Annotated in this window: 21 protein-coding genes and 1 riboswitch; of the genes, 5 read left to right on the top strand and 16 right to left on the bottom strand. The window is 34.7% G+C overall.

The genetic code is table 11. The features are described from left to right. Window positions 1-28 precede the first annotated feature (28 nt). The 8 genes from AC4BC3_RS06205 to AC4BC3_RS06170 form a co-directional block, all read right to left on the bottom strand. Window positions 29-451, bottom strand: coding sequence for a MarR family winged helix-turn-helix transcriptional regulator (locus AC4BC3_RS06205; protein WP_206909637.1), 423 nt, complete (start codon window positions 449-451; stop codon window positions 29-31). 150 nt (window positions 452-601) lie between these two features. After that, entirely contained in the window at window positions 602-1177 is a 576-nt protein-coding gene (locus AC4BC3_RS06200; RefSeq protein ID WP_490467255.1) for an accessory gene regulator B family protein, read from the bottom strand. Between the two features lie 93 nt (window positions 1178-1270). Continuing rightward, window positions 1271-2008: a LytR/AlgR family response regulator transcription factor gene (locus AC4BC3_RS06195; RefSeq protein WP_067481947.1), complete on the bottom strand. Its 738-nt coding sequence runs from the start codon at window positions 2006-2008 to the stop codon at window positions 1271-1273. A gap of 316 nt (window positions 2009-2324) precedes the next feature. After that, window positions 2325-2483 (bottom strand): AgrD family cyclic lactone autoinducer peptide, encoded by a 159-nt coding sequence (locus AC4BC3_RS06190; protein WP_206909633.1) that lies wholly within the window; start codon window positions 2481-2483, stop codon window positions 2325-2327. Between the two features lie 145 nt (window positions 2484-2628). Beyond that, window positions 2629-3924, bottom strand: a complete 1296-nt coding sequence (locus AC4BC3_RS06185; protein WP_206909632.1) for a sensor histidine kinase — start codon at window positions 3922-3924, stop codon at window positions 2629-2631. A gap of 279 nt (window positions 3925-4203) precedes the next feature. Next, the gene (locus tag AC4BC3_RS06180) at window positions 4204-4404 is read right to left on the bottom strand and encodes a cold-shock protein (RefSeq protein WP_067481945.1); all 201 of its coding nucleotides are present in this window, start codon (window positions 4402-4404) and stop codon (window positions 4204-4206) included. Window positions 4405-4591: 187 nt separating this feature from the next. Continuing rightward, window positions 4592-6235, bottom strand: coding sequence for a hypothetical protein (locus AC4BC3_RS06175; RefSeq protein WP_490467254.1), 1644 nt, complete (start codon window positions 6233-6235; stop codon window positions 4592-4594). 3 nt (window positions 6236-6238) lie between these two features. Further along, window positions 6239-6973, bottom strand: a complete 735-nt coding sequence (locus tag AC4BC3_RS06170; protein ID WP_490467253.1) for an ABC transporter ATP-binding protein — start codon at window positions 6971-6973, stop codon at window positions 6239-6241. Between the two features lie 166 nt (window positions 6974-7139). On the opposite strand from AC4BC3_RS06170, the gene AC4BC3_RS06165 reads away from it, so the two are divergent. Both AC4BC3_RS06165 and AC4BC3_RS06160 read left to right on the top strand, forming a co-directional pair. Then, entirely contained in the window at window positions 7140-7442 is a 303-nt protein-coding gene (locus AC4BC3_RS06165) for a DUF2316 family protein (RefSeq protein WP_490467252.1), read from the top strand. Between the two features lie 114 nt (window positions 7443-7556). Next, window positions 7557-7706 (top strand): hypothetical protein, encoded by a 150-nt coding sequence (locus tag AC4BC3_RS06160; protein ID WP_169819312.1) that lies wholly within the window; start codon window positions 7557-7559, stop codon window positions 7704-7706. Between the two features lie 437 nt (window positions 7707-8143). Here AC4BC3_RS06160 and AC4BC3_RS06155 read toward each other — a convergent pair whose 3' ends face one another. Together AC4BC3_RS06155 and AC4BC3_RS06150 are read right to left on the bottom strand one after the other, a co-directional pair. Further along, window positions 8144-9925, bottom strand: a complete 1782-nt coding sequence (locus AC4BC3_RS06155) for an ABC transporter ATP-binding protein (protein ID WP_490467251.1) — start codon at window positions 9923-9925, stop codon at window positions 8144-8146. Continuing rightward, complete coding sequence (locus AC4BC3_RS06150; protein ID WP_206909621.1) at window positions 9925-11667, bottom strand: ABC transporter ATP-binding protein; 1743 nt, start codon at window positions 11665-11667, stop codon at window positions 9925-9927. Before AC4BC3_RS06150 ends, AC4BC3_RS06155 begins: the two co-directional genes overlap by 1 nt. A 135-nt stretch (window positions 11668-11802) precedes the next feature. Between AC4BC3_RS06150 and AC4BC3_RS06145 the strand changes: the two genes are divergently transcribed. Beyond that, window positions 11803-12639, top strand: a complete 837-nt coding sequence (locus AC4BC3_RS06145) for an AraC family transcriptional regulator (protein WP_206909618.1) — start codon at window positions 11803-11805, stop codon at window positions 12637-12639. A gap of 57 nt (window positions 12640-12696) precedes the next feature. Here the strand turns inward: AC4BC3_RS06145 and thiT are convergent, their stop codons facing one another. The 3 genes from thiT to AC4BC3_RS06130 form a co-directional block, all read right to left on the bottom strand. After that, complete coding sequence (gene thiT, locus AC4BC3_RS06140; RefSeq protein ID WP_206909617.1) at window positions 12697-13257, bottom strand: energy-coupled thiamine transporter ThiT; 561 nt, start codon at window positions 13255-13257, stop codon at window positions 12697-12699. A 55-nt stretch (window positions 13258-13312) separates the two neighbouring features. After that, window positions 13313-13414, bottom strand: a riboswitch (TPP riboswitch). A 127-nt stretch (window positions 13415-13541) separates the two neighbouring features. Further along, on the bottom strand, window positions 13542-14861 hold the full coding sequence (locus tag AC4BC3_RS06135; protein WP_490467250.1) for a PTS sugar transporter subunit IIC: 1320 nt from the start codon (window positions 14859-14861) through the stop codon (window positions 13542-13544). Window positions 14862-15028: 167 nt separating this feature from the next. Beyond that, window positions 15029-15742: a GntR family transcriptional regulator gene (locus AC4BC3_RS06130; protein WP_206909615.1), complete on the bottom strand. Its 714-nt coding sequence runs from the start codon at window positions 15740-15742 to the stop codon at window positions 15029-15031. A 174-nt stretch (window positions 15743-15916) separates the two neighbouring features. On the opposite strand from AC4BC3_RS06130, the gene AC4BC3_RS06125 reads away from it, so the two are divergent. Beyond that, on the top strand, window positions 15917-17341 hold the full coding sequence (locus AC4BC3_RS06125; protein WP_490467249.1) for a glycoside hydrolase family 1 protein: 1425 nt from the start codon (window positions 15917-15919) through the stop codon (window positions 17339-17341). A 414-nt stretch (window positions 17342-17755) separates the two neighbouring features. On the opposite strand, the gene AC4BC3_RS06120 is transcribed toward AC4BC3_RS06125, so the two are convergent. Beyond that, entirely contained in the window at window positions 17756-18127 is a 372-nt protein-coding gene (locus tag AC4BC3_RS06120) for a pyridoxamine 5'-phosphate oxidase family protein (RefSeq protein ID WP_206909613.1), read from the bottom strand. A gap of 196 nt (window positions 18128-18323) precedes the next feature. On the opposite strand from AC4BC3_RS06120, the gene AC4BC3_RS06115 reads away from it, so the two are divergent. Beyond that, a complete protein-coding gene (locus AC4BC3_RS06115) occupies window positions 18324-18761 on the top strand; it encodes a PH domain-containing protein (RefSeq protein WP_206909612.1) in 438 nt (145 codons plus the stop codon). A 56-nt stretch (window positions 18762-18817) separates the two neighbouring features. On the opposite strand, the gene AC4BC3_RS06110 is transcribed toward AC4BC3_RS06115, so the two are convergent. Together AC4BC3_RS06110 and AC4BC3_RS06105 are read right to left on the bottom strand one after the other, a co-directional pair. Beyond that, a complete protein-coding gene (locus AC4BC3_RS06110; RefSeq protein ID WP_206909611.1) occupies window positions 18818-19195 on the bottom strand; it encodes a MerR family transcriptional regulator in 378 nt (125 codons plus the stop codon). A gap of 215 nt (window positions 19196-19410) precedes the next feature. Next, window positions 19411-19941 (bottom strand): GNAT family N-acetyltransferase, encoded by a 531-nt coding sequence (locus AC4BC3_RS06105; RefSeq protein ID WP_490467248.1) that lies wholly within the window; start codon window positions 19939-19941, stop codon window positions 19411-19413. Window positions 19942-19953 lie beyond the last annotated feature (12 nt).

The following is a 19953-nucleotide window of genomic DNA, read 5'->3' as shown; positions in this document are numbered from 1 at the left end:
TTTCCTCATTCCATAATTTTATTTATTGTCAGTTATCTTTTACTTTTTTTAATAGTTTTTCTAATTGTAATAATTCGTCTAATTCAAAATCTTCGAAACATCGACCAATTGTTGCCGCATGTTGTGGGAAAATTTCAGCCATTAGTTGACAGCCAGAATCAGTAATCGCAACATATGTTTCACGGCGATCCGCTTGGTTCGTTTTACGCTCGGCTAAACCTTTTGCTACCAATTTATCAATCACATAGGTTGTACTGCTACTAGCAATCAAAATCCGCTCTTGGATTGTTTGTGGTGTTTGCTTTCCCTTATGGTAAAGAAACTCAAGTACGGAAAATTCGGTAATATTCAAACCATAATTTTTAACATCCTTTTTCACTACAGCTTCTAGTTTCCCACTTACACGTAATAAACCAATAAACGCATTTAATGCCTGAGTTGTTTGTGACATTTTCCCACCTCCTTTTATTTAATAGTAAATATCTCTAATTCGAGATAATAATAGCCGGATTGAAATGAAATTGCAATTTATTTGTCTTGAGTTAAACACAACTAGAATTAAAAAAAAGCCACCTCTCAATTTGAAAGGTAACTTTTTAAATTACGACTCTTTAACTTTGATGAATAAAAGAATTGTTGCACTAATCATTCCTAATAGGATGTCCGTCCGATAAAAATCACTAGGAATCGCTATGCCAATGAATAAAATTACTATACTTACGAGGATTGCCTTCATTCGTGTTTTCTCAATCCCTGCTTTTAGACGCTTAGGATTGATTGCTGGTCCTTTGATTCCGATAATTACTGTCAAGAATGCCGCAGCGCTTAAAAAGACAAGTCTGCTAACGGTGATATCAAAAAAAATAGCAATGAATGGCACAATCACCAATAAAAAGATACTTTGGATCGTGCATAACCAACTTTTGCTTGCATGATAGCCATAAGAATTTCGGCGAATGGCAAAAAACGTAACGTGAGTAACAATAACCGCTGGAACAATTTGCAAGAATGCCGCAACAGCATAAATAAAGACAAGTTTAATTAATTCAACAAGTAATGTCGAAAGACCGTACTCGATTTTTGCAGTTTCAAGTTCAGATAGCTTTAAACTTGTGCCAAGTTTTTGACTTAAATTCTTTGCTATTTTCTCTTCTAGCGAAACATATTCATTTGTCATATTTTCATCTCCCCTGACCTTGATTATATAAGGAGTTGAAAGTGAGAGAAAGCAAACTCATAAGTGCTAGTTATTTCAACAAAAGTGCTAGAGTTATTTTTGATTAAAACGATCAACTAATTTTTTTAAGTGACGTGTGGACACTAGACATTCTTCATCATTGACCATTGTAATTACGCGTTCCTTTTTGTCAATTCGACTGATATTGTTTACATTTACTACATAAGATTGGTGACAGCGATAAAATGATTGACTGAATTTTTCAACGTCTTTGATTTTTCCAGTATATTCAACCATTCTGTTATCCAAATGAATAATCAGCTTATGCGGCGTTTGGCTCGATTCAAAAAATAAGATCTCGTCCACGAATAATTTGATGTCCAGCACACCACTTTTGATCCGAATCTGTTCGCGACTAGGTAGTTCTGTATTCATATAACGTTGCATCGCAGTATCTATGCAACTAATCACTTTTTTCTGTAGTTCTTCAAAATCGTCTTTTACTAAGTAATCCATAGCTTCTACTTTGTAAACAAAAGTTAAATAAGCCATATCACTGTAAGAAGTTATAAAAACAATTTTAGCAGTTGGATCATATTCACGGATTTTTGCACCTAACATGATCCCATTCATTTCGGCATTAAGATCGATGTCTAAAAAGTAGAGTCCTTCTGTTCGTTCTTTACGAATAAAATTCAAAACATCGTTAGGATCAGGAGTCTCCATGGCAAATTCTATATCATAATCCATCATCATTAGATAGTTTTTTACAATTTTGGTAATTCGATTTCTATGAACTGTTTCATCATCACAAACAAAGATTTTCAACACAGCTATCGCCCCACTTTATCTCTCATTTTTACCGCTTTATTATTAAGCGAAACGTCCCCAATTATTATAGCCCTGGGTAAATTATTGTATCATAGTTTTTATTTATTTTGTGAAATGATTCTCAAATAGTTCAACTGTTCTACATTTATAGTAAACACTATTTTGAAAAAGGCAACCCATCACAAAAAATGCTTAACAAACACCAATCAAAAGCTCATAAAAAAAGACATAACACTGTCGACTGACAATGCTATGTCGATAAAACAATTACAAACAAAAGCTCTTCACTTCAATAGGAAAAAGCTCTTAAAGATAATTATTTTTCTAATTCATTTTTCAAAGCTTCAGGCATTTTTGGTTCGTAAGTCATTAGCAAACAGATACCACTTGTAGTAGCTACTTCATATGCAACCAATGCAACTGCAGATACCATACTTAACATTTGAAACTTCACACTTGAAAATTTTTTCATCATCTTTCTCCACCCCTAGTCTAATAATCAAAGTAGCAACAATATAATTTGTTACTAGCTATAAAAATTATAATAAGAAAAGTGATATAGACCTTAAACAATCAAAAGTGCTCCATTTTTAAGAAAAAGTGCGCACTTTTTTAATGTTTTACATTGGGTCAGTGAAAATTGTAATGATTTGAATGAACTGATTGTTTTCAATTTTTGTCTCTAAATACACATTTGGTTGGGATTGAACCAGTTCATCTAAGTTTGTTAAACCAATTCCACGATTTTCTGCTTTGGTAGAAAAGTTCGCTTGTTTCAAGACATGTAGTTTAGGGATTTCCTTTCGACAGCGATTGCTAATGATAAACAAACAAGCCTGATTATGAATGGTTGCTGTTAATTCAATTTCGGGGTCGTCAACATTTTGTGATTCTTCAATCGCATTATCTAAAATAATCCCCAGCATTCGAACTAAAATCAGCGATGGAACTGAAACCTTATCAATTGTTTTTGGCACATGGATATTGACGTGAATTCCTTGTTCATATGCACTATACAATTTGCTGATAATAATACTTTTGATTTCACGAATTTCTAAATGACTAACGGATGCCATTTTCAAGATTTCTTGATCAAAGATCGTCCCAGTTCCTTTGATACTAGAATAGAAATAGTTTTTTAAACCAGCCACATCATCATTTTCGATATAATCTTCTAAGGAAATCAGGATATTTTTATAATCATGTTTAAACTTTCTAAGTTCTGAATAATTTTTTTCGATTTGTTCACTATAGTCAATCAAATAATTCATTCGGTTTCTCTGCTCTCGTGCCTCATATTCAGCCTGCTTGATGAAAATGATTGAAAAACAAATCAATGCAGATAATATCCCGTACAAAACAATAAAAAATGCATTTGCATGTCCAAAGTACTCATTTAATGAGGGGTAGCGATCAATTACGATTAGAGAAAAGTACATCATAAACGTCAATGTTACGATGGTTGTACTAACTTTCAAGATGAGATCATTACTCAAATATTTTTTGATAATAAATTTTTTGAAGACCCAAGCTAATGAAAAGTAAATTAGCGTATTGATTACCAAACGAAGAATCTGGTTCACTTGTGTATCAGAATCAATTCCAAATGCATAAAGCCCAGTAGCAAACAAATTATCAGCAAAAATATACAATAAAATAGATAAAGATGACGAAAAGAAAGACCAATAATAGCCCCGTTTGAAATATAGCAAAGTAGCGCACATATACAACCAGGACATTCCAGTAGAAACCACATCAAATGTCATATATGTAGGTATACAAATTATCATGATTCCAACACAAAACAATAGATATTTTTTATTTGTTAATTCATCATTTAAATAGCCTAAGACAAATAACATACTTGCTAACTGTCCAACGATCATAGCCAAAATGATGAAACTAGGTATTCCCAAAATGTTCTCCCCCTATTTCCCGAACTACAACCGTTTTATTCAAATTGCTTTCAATTGTAGCTAACTATTTTGAGCCACATCTATTATAACAAAAAAACATAGGTTATTATAAAAAAAGCGCAATTAGTGATGAAAATTATCGTTTGTTCAATAAAAGAAATGTTACCATAAATAATACGTTGCAATGCCTTACTTTTTAGTAGATTGAGAAAACCATCCAGTCAAAGCGAAGACAAAAAAAACCGTCTCAAATGAGACGGTTAACAGTCAATGTAATAATTAAGCTTTTACAATGTTAGTTGCTTGAGGTCCACGTTGACCTTCTTCGATATCAAAAGTCACAGATTGACCTTCTTCTAAAGTTTTGAAACCTTCGCCTTGGATAGCTGAGAAATGTGCAAATAAGTCATTTCCATCTTCACCAGTGATAAATCCAAAACCTTTGTCTGCGTTAAACCATTTTACTGTACCGTTATTCATATTATAGTTCCTCCTAATTACGTATCAAGTACGTTTTTTGTTGCAATTAATTGTTGATAAGCAAAAGGAGTTTTGTATAATGTGCCATACAGCTCAAATTACGTTTCAAAATAAATTACTTGTTTACTATACCATGCGTACTAACCAAAAGCAACCTCTTTGCTCATAAATTTATATTTATTTGGAATTAATCTTTAATTCTGAACGTTTTAGGTGCTTTATTATAAATGACTAAGAAGCCAATTCCAACATATAGTAAGCAAGCTATCGACACGATAATCGCATAAAAGAATCCTGATACTTTTAATTGTAGATTCCCATAAGCTATCCAGTAAAATATTATGGCAATAATTTTATATAGTGGACTGACCACTTCCATCTCACTAGTGAATGGTTGAATCAGATAATAGACAAATAACTCATGGAATGAAAATAATGCAGATAATGCAAGTAACAGCAAAGCTAAAACACCAAAAAAAGTCCAAGATAAAAAGAATCCGTTAAGTACAGATAACAGAAGATACACACTGAAAATTCCGACTGATAATAAGCCATTGTAGAAAAAAGTCTGTTTGAAACGGTAATTAAATCCACGAATGATTGTTCCTGCTTCACGATAAAATGGATAATAAAGCATTGCTACGTCACAGTTAACAAAGACCATTTGGACGACTTTCTTTCCAAAACTCATGACATACATGATAAAAAACAGCAGACTTAACGTTCTTGTCATATCTTCTTCAGTCAAAACTTTCCTAACATCAAAGAAGCTAAGAATAACGACGACAATTAATGAAGCTGCTATCGTATACACACGTAATCGAAAAGCATTGTTCAGTATTTTACGATATCGACTAAATAATAATGCGTTCAGATATTGGTTACCATCTAAATGAGCAAATCGTTCCTCTTGGTTCATCACTAATTTTTTCTGCATTGCTAATCCGTCACTAAGATAACTTTTACCAGAAGCAAGTTCTTGACTAGCAACATTTGACAAAGTAGTCATCTCACTCCAATAAAAGACGTAGTCCATTTCCTTTTTAAAGTGCAATAAAGCATAGCAACTGCAGATAAGAAAAATGATGGCTATCGTAATTCCAATCCAAGAAAGGAAAACAGTTAACAGAACCACTGCTAATTCTTTCCAAACAAGAATCACTGCGCTACTAATAACAGCAACAGTCACTACACTACCCAAAATCAACCGCTGACGTTTTGATAAGTGCCAAGTGAAAATCATTCTACCTAGGTAAAGATAAAAACAACGAGAACCAATATACGTTAACAAAATGAAACATGTTACTTTAATTGGCTCTCCAATAACAAAACCATAAATAATGGCAGCAGGAAGATATCTTAATCCATGAATAAAGCTATCGGTTAATTTATATCCACGAATGATCCTCAGCTTAGGACGCTGGAACTGCTCAATAAATTCAACAATCCGCTTTTCTCCTGAAATAACGAAACCATCATAAAAGTTAAATAAAACGACCACTATCATTAACCACAAAAATAAGCCAAGCTTGCCGGTTTGGTTAGTAAAAGCTTTACCAGAAGACAAACTTTCTCCGTTCAATAATATAGCCGCTCCATAATAAAATGCTAACCACAAAAACTTTGCAAGAATACTACGAATATTTTCCATTATCAAACCAATAACAGTTAAAATCTGTTTCAACTCATAGCTTTGATAGAAACTAGTCGGTATGAATTTCCCGATAATAGGTATCTTTCGTAAATAAAAGACAAAACCATTGACTTTTTTAGTGACTGAAACTTGCTCTAATTGCCAGTAGTCACGCAAATAATCAGATATCCGATTCATAGCTTATGCCTCTTCCTTTGTAAAAGTAGACCGTTCTTCTTTATCCGATAATAGGTCAATGATTTCTTCTTCAAAATCTTGATCATGGATCTTAACGGATTCGATACCAATCAATTTTTTGTGATGCAGTAACACGATTTCGTCACAAAGGTCTTGTGCTAATTGTAAAATATGAGTGGAAAAAATAATAACTGAGTTTGCTTTCATCTTTAGAATCAACTCTTTCATCTCGTGGGCCGCAACAACATCAAAAGAGGTTAATGGTTCATCTAGTAATAAGACAGGTGGCTGAACCATAAGTGAAACCAAAAGCTGTACTTTATTTTGCATGCCGTGAGAAAAATCTTTTAACAAACGGTGTTGGTCTTGCCGTTCGATCCCAACGGAATCCAGATAAGTTTCTGGTCTTTTGATTTCTTGAATCCGATCTTGGTTGATGTCAATAAAAAACTTTACAAACTCATACGCTGTCATAAATGCTGGTAAATGTGGCATTGTATAAACAAAACCAATCTCTGTGTTATCATAATCCGTGTTGAGCATGCCATTTTTTTCAAGGCCAATCGTACCATTATCGAGTAATAGATTTTTCGAAATACAATTGAACAAGGTTGTTTTCCCAGAACCATTTCGTCCAAGCAAACCGTAGATTTTCCCTTTTTCAAAGGTAAAGCTAGCGTCATCAAAAATTACTTTTTCATCAAAATTTTTCGTTATGTTTTCCACTACTAATTTCATTGTTCACCTCTTAATTTTTATTCTTTTCTTACTTATTTCCTCGCTAATTTTACTTTACTGCATATTGCAAAGCTTTCCAATAGTGAATCACATTTAATCACAGGTTTTACTTGCGTTTGCCGTTCATTAGGACTATCATTTTTACTATTATCAAGGAGATGATCAGATGTCTTTAACCAAGCAACAACAAATAAATACACTTAATGAATTTCAAGAAAACTTTGCTTTACTAGGTTTGTCGACGCAAGAAATTGCTGATGAGCTAAGAACCACTTCAAAAAAAATCGACGCTATTTTGCGATTGCAACCAGTCGCAATCGAAGATCCGTGGATCTTAAAAAATTATTTAGAAGAAAGATTACTGGATCAAGAAAAAACACCTATTCCTTTCACTGCTTTAATTGGCGATTATCATGATTATTGGTTTCTTGACGCAAGCAAAATTGAAAAAAGAAAACTCGCCAAGTGATCTTAAAAAATTCTTTACTAGCAGTTTTTTATTTTTTATGTTATATTACTTGTGGAATTTCGTTATCAACGTATTAGTTGCCTTTCGTTCAGATTTAAGAAAGGAGAATGAATTATGACATTCTATAACAAAAACTTACAATATCGTGTTACTTTAAATACTGATTTGAATTTGTTTATCGTTTTTGATAAAGACAACGCAAATCATGTGGCTACAGGTGTGACGATTGAACAAGCTGTACAAGAATTGAAAAAATCCCTATAGGAGAGATACCTCATATGAATGATTGCAGTTCTAGTCATTAAAAGCACCTACTGGATAAATACAGTAGGTGCTTTTTTGGTTTGTCTATTTATTTAGTTTTCTTTAATTGAGAGCTGGATTTCTTGCTTTTAAAGTCCCAACCTGCTATTATTATTTTTAACACGAAAAATATTTTTATCGCGAATTATTAATTTGTTTGATGAAATTTAATCAGCACTGGCGTAACCTTGGAGTTACAAGGATGTATTAGAGGTTAGGGAATACATCGTTTAAATGAGAAAAATTAATTGTTAGTAATAGTCACCATCAACTTTAGAATAATAAATATTGATTAGTTAGATAGCCTTCTCTTAACAGAGAGGGCTATCGTTCATTTTATAAAAAAACAGCAAGGTGTATACGAGATAGCTCGTAGCTTCCTTGCTGTTTTTTTATCATCAATTTGTTTGAAGTAAATCATATTGTGATTGATATAAATGGTGATAAAGACCTTGTTTTTTCATCAAGTCGTCATGCGTCCCTGCTTCGGCTATTTTTCCACCTGCAACATAAAAAATTTGAGAACTATTTTTAATCGTCGATAGTCGATGAGCGATAATAAAGGAAGTGCGTCCTTTCAATAATTGTTGCAAGCCTTCTTGTAGTAATTCTTCTGTTTTGGTGTCGATACTTGAAGTCGCTTCGTCCAAAATCAAAATTTTTGGATCCGCCAACAATGCTCTGGCAAAAGAAATTAGTTGTCGTTGTCCCGCAGAAAGTGTGCTACCTCTTTCTTCGACGACAGTATCGTATCCATCTTTTAGCTCTTTGATAAAGTCATGCGCTCGAACGATTTTAGCAGCTGCGATTATTTCTTCTTTCGTCGCATCTAACTTTCCATAACGAATATTATCAATAATTGTCCCAGAAAAAACAAATGTGTCTTGTAACATAACGCCCATTTGTGTTCGTAATGAAGCCAGTGTGACTGACCGAACGTCGTAACCATCCACTTTGACACTGCCTTCATTCACATCATAAAAACGACTCAAAAGATTAATAATCGTTGTTTTCCCCGCCCCTGTTGGGCCAACCAACGCAATGCTCTCACCGGCATTAATATGGAAGCTGACATCATTTAAGATATTCTTGCCCTCTTCATAACGGAATGTGACATGATCGAAGTGAACGTCCCCTTTAATCGGTGGCAAAATCTGTGCATTTGGTTCATCTTGGATATCAGGTACTTCATCCATCGTTTCAAAAATTCGTTCCAAGTAAGCTGTTGCCGTAATCAGTGAATTATAAAAGTTTCCAATATTGATTACTGGGTTCCAAAAATTATTGATGTAACCGATAAAAGCAATCAATGTTCCTGTTGTAACATTAACCCCTATTTGGCGAATACCTACAAAATAAATCAAACAAGTTGTCATTACGGCGATGTTTTGAACTCCCGGCCACAGCATGAACTGGACTTTGACAGCTTTCATCCATGAAGAACGATATTCGTCACTGACCTCATTGAAAATTTCATAATTTTCCTGTTCACGAGCAAAAGATTGTGTGATTTTGATACCAGAAATACTTTCATGAATGTAAGCATTTAAATTGGATTGCTTATTACTCAACACTTGATATGCTTTACGTTGTTTTGTCTTGATGACCATAACAATCACAAATAAAATTGGTAGTAAAATCAAACTATACAACGTTAATTTAACATCAATAAAAAGCATGAATATCAGTGTGATCAATACATTAAAAATGTCTGAAATCAGATTAATCAACCCATTACTTAGCAGGTCACTCAACGTGTTGATGTAATTAACGACACGAATCAAAATTTTCCCGTGAGGTCGGTTGTCGAAATAGGAAAATGGTAAATGTTGTAAATGTTCAAAGATTGAATAACGCATATCTTTCAAAATATCTTGCCCAATCTCGGTAATTGCATAAATTCGATAACGCATACACCATCCAATGATAAACAGAGAGAGCAAGAAAATCACACTTATCTGAATCAGTAGTGTCGTATTTTCTTTTGGGATCACATCATCAATAGCAATTTTGGTAAAGTAAGGTCCCAACATCCCTGCAGTATTGGCAAGGATGATAACGAACAAAGCCTTAAAAATTGCTTTTTTATAGGGTTTCACATAAATGGCCAAGCGACGGTAATGTGACCAGTTGAATTCTTGTTCCAAGGTTTCATCTACATCAAATTTATTGCGTGCCATTAGTTCCCCTCCTTCTCTTGAATGCCTAATTGTTTTTGGTAAACTTCGTAGTAACGTCCTTTTTGTTGCAGCAATTCTTTGTGCGTTCCTTGCTCAATCACTTGTCCTTTTTCCATCATCAGAATCAAATCAGCTTCACGAACGGAAGAAATACGATGAGCAATAATAAATGTTGTCTTTTCAGTTGTTAACTGTGTTAACTCTCGTTGAATTTTAAATTCGGTTTCCATATCAACTGCTGAAGTCGTATCATCTAAAATAAGAATAGAGGGATCTTTTGTTAAAGCTCTTGCTAACGATATTCGCTGTTTTTGTCCACCAGAAAGTCCAACACCACGTTCACCCACAATCGTTTCATACCCTTCCGGCATCCGTGAGATAAATTCATGTGCATCAGCAATCTGTGCCATTTGTTGGACGTATGTTTCATTTGCTAATGGATTGCCAAAAGCAATATTGTCTTCAATCGTATTGGAAAATAAAAAGACATCTTGCATAACCATCGAGATATTTTCACGTAACTGACGAACAGGATATTCTTTTGCATTTTTTCCATCAATCAAAACTTCACCTGAAGTTGGATCATAGAAACGACCAACTAAATTAACTAGCGTTGTTTTTCCTGAACCAGTTTCTCCTAAGATGCCAATTGTTTGCCCTGGGCTAATCTTGAATGAGATGTGTTTCAAAACTAACGTAGTAGGATCATCAGAAAAGTGAAATGAAACATCTCTAAATTCAACATGACCTTTGATTTTTTTTACTTCATTGTGAGTCAATACAGGAATTTGTGGTTTAGTTCCTAACATTTGCCGAATTTTGATACAAGCTGCCGAAAAACGTTGAACATCGTTAATCAACCAGCCGCTCATTCTCATCGGTTGATTCAGCATCCATAAAAAACCATTAAAAGCAATCAAGTCACCTAAAGTCATCTTTCCTTGTATAACAAATAACCCGCCTAAAATCAGCGTAATCACATTCAAGCTTCCAGCTAATCCATCTAACCAAGGGAGATATTTCATAGAAACTTCAGCTGATTTCATGTTCTGTGCTTTGTAATCTTCGTTGTGCTCCACAAATTTTTGAATTTCAAAATCTTCCCTAGCAAATGCTTTGACGACACGATTGCCACCAATATTCTCTTCAACCATTGAGTTCAGACGAGAAAAACTTTCTCGAATCTCAAAAAAGATTGGTCGCGCTTGCTTCGACATCTTTTGAGTAAGTAAGAAAATGATTGGGGTGACTGCAACCAGTGCCAGCATCAATTGCCAATTAATTGTTGCCATTACGATGACAGCAATACTGAACCATAAAATACATTCAATGATGTTATAGACTACCCACGAAACAAAATGACGAATAGCATCTGTATCCCCTGTCATTCTAGCCATGATGTCGCCAACTCGAGTGTGATTGAAGAAATCAAAATCAAGTTCTTGTAATTTTTGATACATTTCTTGCCGTAGCTCGAACAAACTGTTCTGACCAATTCGTTCAAATAAAATCTGATAAGTATAACGAATGATTGTTCGAAAAATCGTGATACCAATCATCAATGCTAATAACGGAATTAATAAATTTGCTTCCCCTTTTTCAATTACTTTATCTACAATCTCACCAGCCACTAATGGGTTGACTACAATTAAAAGCGCATTGATTATTAAAAAAATAATTGCCAGAAATCCTTTATTTGCATATTTCTTTACATACTGCCAAATCCATTGATAATTGCTCATTTTATTTTCCCTCCTATACGAAAGCCTTTTCTCAATCAAGTATTAGCTTATCCTTAATAAATTCGAAAGAAAATGGTTATTCTTACTTGTTTTGATGTACAATATTATCAAATCTAAAAGAAAGGGTTTTCATTCATGAGTTATACAAATGCCCAAATATTTAACCCAGAAATTATTTATGCTTTTGATCCTTGGAACGAACAAGGAAACAAAAGTGACAGCCATACCCATGATTTTCTAGAAATCAGTATCGTGTTAGAGGGGCAAGCGAACTATACAATCGAAGGACAAGAATTTCAATTAAATGCTGGTCAAATTATGCTCTTTAATCCTGGAACCCATCACGGGGAAGAACAAAAACAAGGAACCTATTCTCATCAACTTCATATTGGGTTAACGAATATTTCATTAGACGGACTAAAGAGAAATCACTTACCAACAAAAAATGCAATTCTTAATCTTGGAGAATATCAATGGGAGTTTCTCGACAAAGCGTGGCGCCTCGTCAAAGAATATGGTGAAGAACAACCAGAATTTCAATTAATGGTCAAAGCGTTAATCATTGAGATGTTAGTACTCATTTTAAGAAGTCTAGAAAAAACGCAAGATAATACGGTCACTTTGGCACTTTCAAAAAATGCCAAACGAAAACAATATTTAGTCAACCATGCGATTTATTATTTGGAAAATCATCACACGCAAGAAATTACTTTAGAGCAATTAGCTGACACGTTGTATGTTAGCCCCACATATTTATCAAAAGTTTTTAAAGAGTCTACGGGTATGAGCCCTATCAATTATCTTATCCAAGTTCGACTGAAACATGCTAAGGAACTACTAGCAAACGAACAATTAACAATCAGAGAAATTTCTCAAGCTGTAGGTTATCAAGATGCGTATCATTTTAGTAAACTCTTCAAAAAATATTATGGTCTTTCTCCTTCGCAGCTAGCAAAGAAATCGCTGGCATAAACAAAAAAACTCTTAAAAGACTTCGATAACAAAAAGTCTTTTAAGAGTTTTTTTGTTTTATTTTTGTGGATCAAATAGCTTTGGTGCTACTCGATAACAGATAACGACCACAATTGCGACGACAATTGCAGTGGCTAAACCACTCGCGCCATTCATAACAAATGAAAATATCCAAGGATTCATCCCTTCCGGTGCATAATCCCCCCAAAAAATACCACCAGCAACAAAATGCCAGAAAAAGCGAGTGAAGGTTCCAACCACCGATGAGACAATTAGGATCCCATAAATTTTGGATGTTTCCCCATTCACCATTGCGCGATGTAAGGACAAGGCAAACACTCCAGCAAACCCAGCAAAGGTAAATGCGATTGGATACTCAATTAAAACTTGTGGGACACTCAAAAATTGAACTTTCCCCATTAAAAAGTGTAATAATCCCCAAATCAACCCAGCACCTAATCCTGCTTTAAAGCCTCTACGTAAAGCATAAATAGTTATTGGAATTTGTCCAATTGATAAGGTAAAACTGCTTCCAATATCGAGTGGAATCAGTGAAAGCACCATCGCTAATGCTGCAATAATCGTCCCTTCAATCCACACTTTTGTTTCTGAATGCATAAAAAAACTCCTCCTTTAGAATCATCACAATTCACAAAGGAGAAGTGTTAGCTACACTTCCACTCGTCACAATTCCTACGTTCGTATGACCGAAACAGGTACGGAGGGTTTAGAGTAAACTCATTCTCAGCCTCGAAAGGCTCCCCTTTGTGAGTAGATTCTATTATTTTTTACTTATCTAGCATAACATATTTTTTCTTTTGTCAGAAGTGAAAAGAAATTTTTTGTTTAAGCAAACAAAAAGCGAACAATTGGCTGTTCGCTTTTTTTAAGCTATTTGAAAGTTATTTTGTCATATTCGACGTAACTTTTTCGTCAATACGTAAAAACGGTAAGTAGATGAACACACTGGCAGCAATAATCAGAATTTGAAGAACTGCAGCACGCCAATCCCCACCAGTCGCTAAGAACCCAGAAATGATTGGCGGTGTCGTCCAAGGAATTTGGACAACGACGTGATTGATCAATCCAACTGCTGTTGCAAAATAAGCAACAGTTAGTGAAAATATTGGTGCTAAAACGAATGGAATAATCAAGCTAATATTAAACACAATGGGTAACCCAAAAATAATCGGCTCGCTGATATTGAAAATAGCGGGTGTAACAGATAATTTAGCAAAGTCTTTGTAGTCTTTACGACGACTAAAAATAAAAATCGCAATAAGTAAGGCAATCGTATTACCAGAGCCGCCCATTACAGCAAACGTATCTTTGAAAGCCATGTTGATGATGTGAGGAATCTCTTCTTTATTAGCGTAGGCAGCCATGTTTTCTTGCATATTTTGAATCAAAAAAGGATCGAGTAATGAACCAGAAATGACAGCCTGATGAATGCCAAAACCAAAAAATAAATTTGCAATGGATGTTAACAATAAGAATCCTGGTAGCCCAGTAGTGATTTTGCTCAAAGGTTTTGTAATAATCGTTGTGATCAATGTATTGACATCCATATGGAATAACTGATTGATAGTAAATGAACCAATTGCGAATATGGTAATGGTCAACATAATCGGAATCAAGACATTAAATGATTTCAGAACAGCTGGCGGAATATTGCCAGATAAATTGATCTGAAGTTTTTCATTTTTAGATAATTTGATAAATAATTCGGTGGCTGCAAGGCCGACAAAAATACCGACAAACATGCCTGAAGCTCCGGTGTAAGCAATCGGAATCACGCCATTCACTTCTATTGCTTTTTGACTATTTTCTGGAGTAAACATCATAACCATTGGTGTGAGAACAATGAAAGTAGAAATAGCAACTAGCACTGCAGCGATTGAATTTTGATAATTGCGGCTAACACACATATGATAAGAGACTGCTGCTACAACTAATAACGTTGTAATACTCAGTGTACCGTTGCTAATTGAAATTCCGATTTCTTGAATCGTTGATAAAGTTTCGGGCCGAATAAAGTGACCTAAAAAACCTGTTGGCTCCAATATGACATAGTTAATCAAAGTAACAAACCCAGCTAACATCATAAACGGCATGAACGTTGCAAATGCGTCTCGCAGTGTTCGTAAGTGAATCTGATTTCCTAATCTTGTTGCGATTATCCCAAATTTTTCAAGGATGACCTCTTTTTTACTTTTACCCATAAAACTCTCCCCCTTTGTTTGTAAGCGATTGCCTTCCTCTAGATAATAACTCGTCTTCTAAGTAAAGTAAATATCTTTTTTAAAAAATATATACTTTTGCAAAAATAAAAAATAAACAGCAAGAAATAGACTTAACTTGCTGTTTATTTTAGTTGAATATGCGATTTTTATTTTTCAACAAAGATTGCTTCAAAAACAAAGTCCTTGTAAATATGTCTAGATAAAGAATATTCAAACGGTACTCCTGAGGACAACGAGACAACTTTATCTACTTCAATCATAAATTCACCAGGATCGATATTTAGGATTTTTGCATCAAACTCATTAGCCACATCTCCCTTGATCCACAAATGAGAGGACTTTATTTCCAGATTTAATTCGTCTGTGATATAAGCATAAACTGATTTTTTCAAATGCTTAGGTTCCAGCCCAGGTATAATAGCCAGTGGCATAAATGTTTGTTCAATTGAATAAGGTTGGTGGTCTATGAATCGACTCCGGATAATATTGTAAATGTAATCTTTCTCGCTGATTTGTAGCATTTCTGCCACCTCATTTGAAGGAAGTTCAATCGAAAAAGTATGGATCTCAGAGTCCACATGTTCTTCCCCCATCGTGCTCAGTAAACCTTCGTTTGGACCAAAAACTTTTGAATTATCAATTGGTTTACGCAAAACTTCTGTACCAAATCCGCTACGCGTCCGCAAAACACCTTCCGATACTAATAAATCAATCCCCTTTTTTACAGTTAATTTGCTTGTTCCATATTCTTCTGCTAATTGGTCACCAGTCGGTAATTTGGTGCCAACCTGATACCCATCATCCATGATTTTCCGTTTAACATCTAAATAAATTTCCATATATTTGGGAATTTGTTTCATACGTATCCTCCTTCCACTTAAAACAATAGCTTCTTCTATACTTTACCATACTTTTAGCTATTTTTAACTAAAAAAAACAAGCTCTATCGATAAAGATATATATTTTATATAAAAAGTATTTATTTTATTTGAAAGCGATGTTATGATTGGAATGAATTTAAAGGAGGTCTATCAATGAGTACAATCAAAAAATTATCATTCCCAGAAAACTTTTGGTGGGGATCTGCGTGGTCTGCTGAGCAAGCTGAAGGGCGTGGCGAAACAGGAAAAGCTGAAACTGTTTGGGAACGTTGGTACAAAGAACAACCTAATCGCTTCTACCAAAGAATCAGCTCAGAAATCACAAGCGATCATATCCATCGTTACAAAGAAGATATTCAGTTAATGAAACAAACTGGACATAATTCTTTTCGGGTATCTATTTCTTGGGCAAGAATGTTTCCACATGATGGCGTAGGAGAAGTTAATCCACAAGCGATTGCTTTCTATCGTGATTTATTTACCGAAATGAATCAAAACGGAATAAAAGTTTTTGCTAATCTTTATCATTTTGATATGCCTGCTAAGCTACAAGACAAAGGTGGTTGGGAATCACGAGATGTCGTTGATGCCTATGTCCATTTTGCAAAAACATGTTTTGAAGAATTTGGCGATTTAGTCTTTCATTGGTTTACGTTTAACGAACCACTTGGGCCCATTCTTGGCTCCTACTTAGAAGACTTTCATTACCCAAATCTGATTGACTTTAAACGTGGAAGTCAAGCTGCATTCTTTACAATCTTAGCACATGCAAAAGCAATTGAAGTTTTTAAAACTTACAAGTTATCAAGCAAGATTGGTGTCATTTTAAATCTTAGCCCGACCTTCCCACGAAGTCAGAATCCTACTGACGTCAAAGCCGCAGAGATTGCAGACTTATTTTATACGCGAAGTTTTTTAGATCCAATGGTAAAAGGAAACTTTCCACCAAAATTAGTAGAACTTTTAAACAAATATGACCAGTTGCCGCTCGACTTTACTCAAGAAGATCTAGCAACGATTCAAGAAAATACCGCCCAAATTTTAGGGTTGAACTACTATGAACCTCGCAGAGTAAAAGCTCGCCTCACAGCAATTAATCCAGAAGGCCCTTTCCTACCTGAATGGTTCTTTGAGAATCATATAATGCCTGGACGTCGTATGAATGAATATCGTGGTTGGGAAATTTATGAAAAAGGAATCTATGATTTATGTATGGATATCAAGAATAACTATGGAAACATTGAGGCATTCATCTCCGAAAATGGGATGGGGGTTGCCAATGAAGAACGATTTATGGACGAAACTGGGCAAGTAATCGATGAGTACCGCATTGAATTTATTCAAGACCACTTAGCTTATCTTTGGAAAGCAATTAATGACGGATGTAACATCAAGGGCTATCATCTATGGACGTTCATTGACTGTTGGTCATGGATCAATTCTTACAAAAATCGTTACGGATTAGTTTCCTTAGATTTACCTACGCAAAAACGAACAATCAAAAAAAGTGGTGAATTTTATAAAAAACTAAGTGACGAAAACGGATTTGATTACGATCTTGATTTGTTGGATCATTAAAAAATATTTTTTGTAGCTTCGACTCATTCAGCAACTAAAAAACTGGTCATAACAGAAAGTCAGTTTATGTTATACTAAAGAAAACTGTTCGTTGACATTCAAATAACCAACAGATTACTAAATAAGTATAAAGAAGCATTCAAACTGGAGCCTCGCTATGGGCAAATAGTGCGATTACGGAACCTCAAAAATTTTGATCCGAGGTTTTAGAGCTATGCTGTTTTGAATGCTTCCAAAACCCGATTACTGAAGATAATCTGTACGTTGTCGTTTTAGAGCTATGCTGTTTTGAATGCTTCCAAAACAAATTTATTATCAGGTGAACTCATTGTGATGTTTTAGAGCTATGCTGTTTTGAATACTTGGTTAAATCTAACAAAAAAGGACTACCCATTGAGAGCTGGTCCTTTTTTGTTAGATTTTTTGCTCAATATCAGTAACAGTTATTTGCAATACACGGCTTAAAAAAGGAAACTTTTCCTTCATTTCATCAAAAATTGGTCCTTCTGTGATAAAATTGGCTGTTCCATGTAAGTGGAATCCTGCGCCATGTCCCACCGTACCGATGACTTCTTTGCTTCCAACCGTTAGCGTTACATGATTATTTTTTTCGATATCCTGTTGGACACTGTGCATCCCAGCCGCAGGGATATATAATTCATCGTCACTGATTTGAACATAGCTGTTCCAAGTATTCACTGCATGAAATCCTGGAGTTTCTTTGCTCGAAGAAATTATTGTCACTACTCCTTCATGTTTCATTACTTCCAAAAATGTTTCATTCATTATTTCACAGACCTCATTTCAATTATCATAAGTTTATTATAGCACCACTTAGCCATTTGATTCAGTTTTTAATAATAAAGAACAACTTTAGAACCAAAAATATGCCTGACATGGTACGATAAAATAAGGTATGATTAGCTAACTAGTTGACCATGCTCATTGTGGAAACAAAAAATACAACCTAGGAGGCAACATTATGGCATTATTTAATAATCTTGTACAAGGAGCTTTAGGAAATTACTCGGAAAAAACACCAGAACAATTGACTCAAGAATATGGAGAATATCTTTTCGACAACGAAGAAATCACGATGGGCTATCAATTGGTCAGGGATGCGTTGATTTTTACAAATCATCGAGTGATTTTCGTAGACAAACAAGGAGCAACTGGTAAGAAAACCGCCTTCCACTCGATTCATCTCGATTCAATTGTTGAAGTCGATATGGAAACTGCGGGAACCGGATTAGACGACAGCGAGATCACAATTACTTATCTTAAAAATATTAATCAACGTTCAAACAACGAAGTACACGCGTTACATAAATTCGAGTTTCCCAAGAAGACAGATATCTTACCTTTATACCGCTATCTAGGAAATGTCAGTATGACAAATCGGACGCGAATCAACAACTAACCCTCTATTTACTCATCCCACTCGCCTACATGGTAAAGTGGGATTTTTTAGCTATTTTATTGTAATTTTTGTTCAGACTTGCGCATGTGGTCTTCATAGTTTTCGACTTTGAATAGCAGATAATCATGTGCTGCTTGCATTTTGGTTATTTTTTCTTGCATCAAGTCAGCTTGCTCTAATAATAATGTTTTGCGAGCTGGGATGGTCAAATCATCGTTTTCATAAATCATTGCTACATATTCACGTAAACTTTCCACACCCATTCCCGCATGACGCATTTTCTTTGCAAACTTCAACTGGTTAATACTTCTCTCTGAAAAATTTCTTAGACCGTTTTCTTGTCTTGGTACCGGCATAATGATGCCAATTCGTTCATAATAACGAATGGTATCATGGGATAGTCCCGTTAATTGGGCTGCTTCTTTGATATTCATCTTGTTTTCCTCCATCAATTGACCATTTTGTACACTTCTTGACTAAAAATCAAAGTCCTTCCATGAACCATTTTACTCTTTCTGGATCGTGAGGGAAATGTAAATGCTTTTTATCGATGCTTGAGCCACACACTGTTCTACTATATATTTTTTCTCTATTCATTTTGAAAAAGAAAATAACAACGCAAAAAAGAAGCTGATATCAGCTTCTTTTTTTATTCATTAAAAGCATCAGAATATTTTATTGTGCCGCTAATTGAATCTAATGCATTATCATATAATGGTTTTATCATAAACATTTCATCGGGGACATCAAAAGGCGCCTTAACACTGTACTTGCTTGCTGGTACATAGCCAAGTCTTGGATAGTATTCTGGATGACCAAGGATGCTGATAAATCGATAACGAAGTTCTTTTGCTATCTTTTCTAGCTCTATCAAGATATTCCTTCCTATTCCTTCCCCTTGATGACTAACTTCCACATCAAGAGGAGCCAAAACTAATCCTACATATGCAACTCCATCAGAATCGACAATCTCCACTTCACTTAATAATCCGTGACCTACTATAAAGTTCTCATCATCAACAGCAACCATTTCTAATGCAGGATCGTAGGTGTCACTAGCACGTATTTTATCAACTAATTCAGCTTCGTTACCATATCCACGTTCTGTATGTTCGAAAGCTTCACGAATCATTTTATCAACTTTTAAAAAATCTTTTTTGTTTATTGTTCTAATTTGCATACTTTGTAATAA

This window comes from Enterococcus sp. AAFC-DPL-6103 (assembly GCF_058216595.1).
Note: the sequence above shows the minus strand (reverse complement) of the source record. Positions and strands in the feature narration are given on the sequence as shown.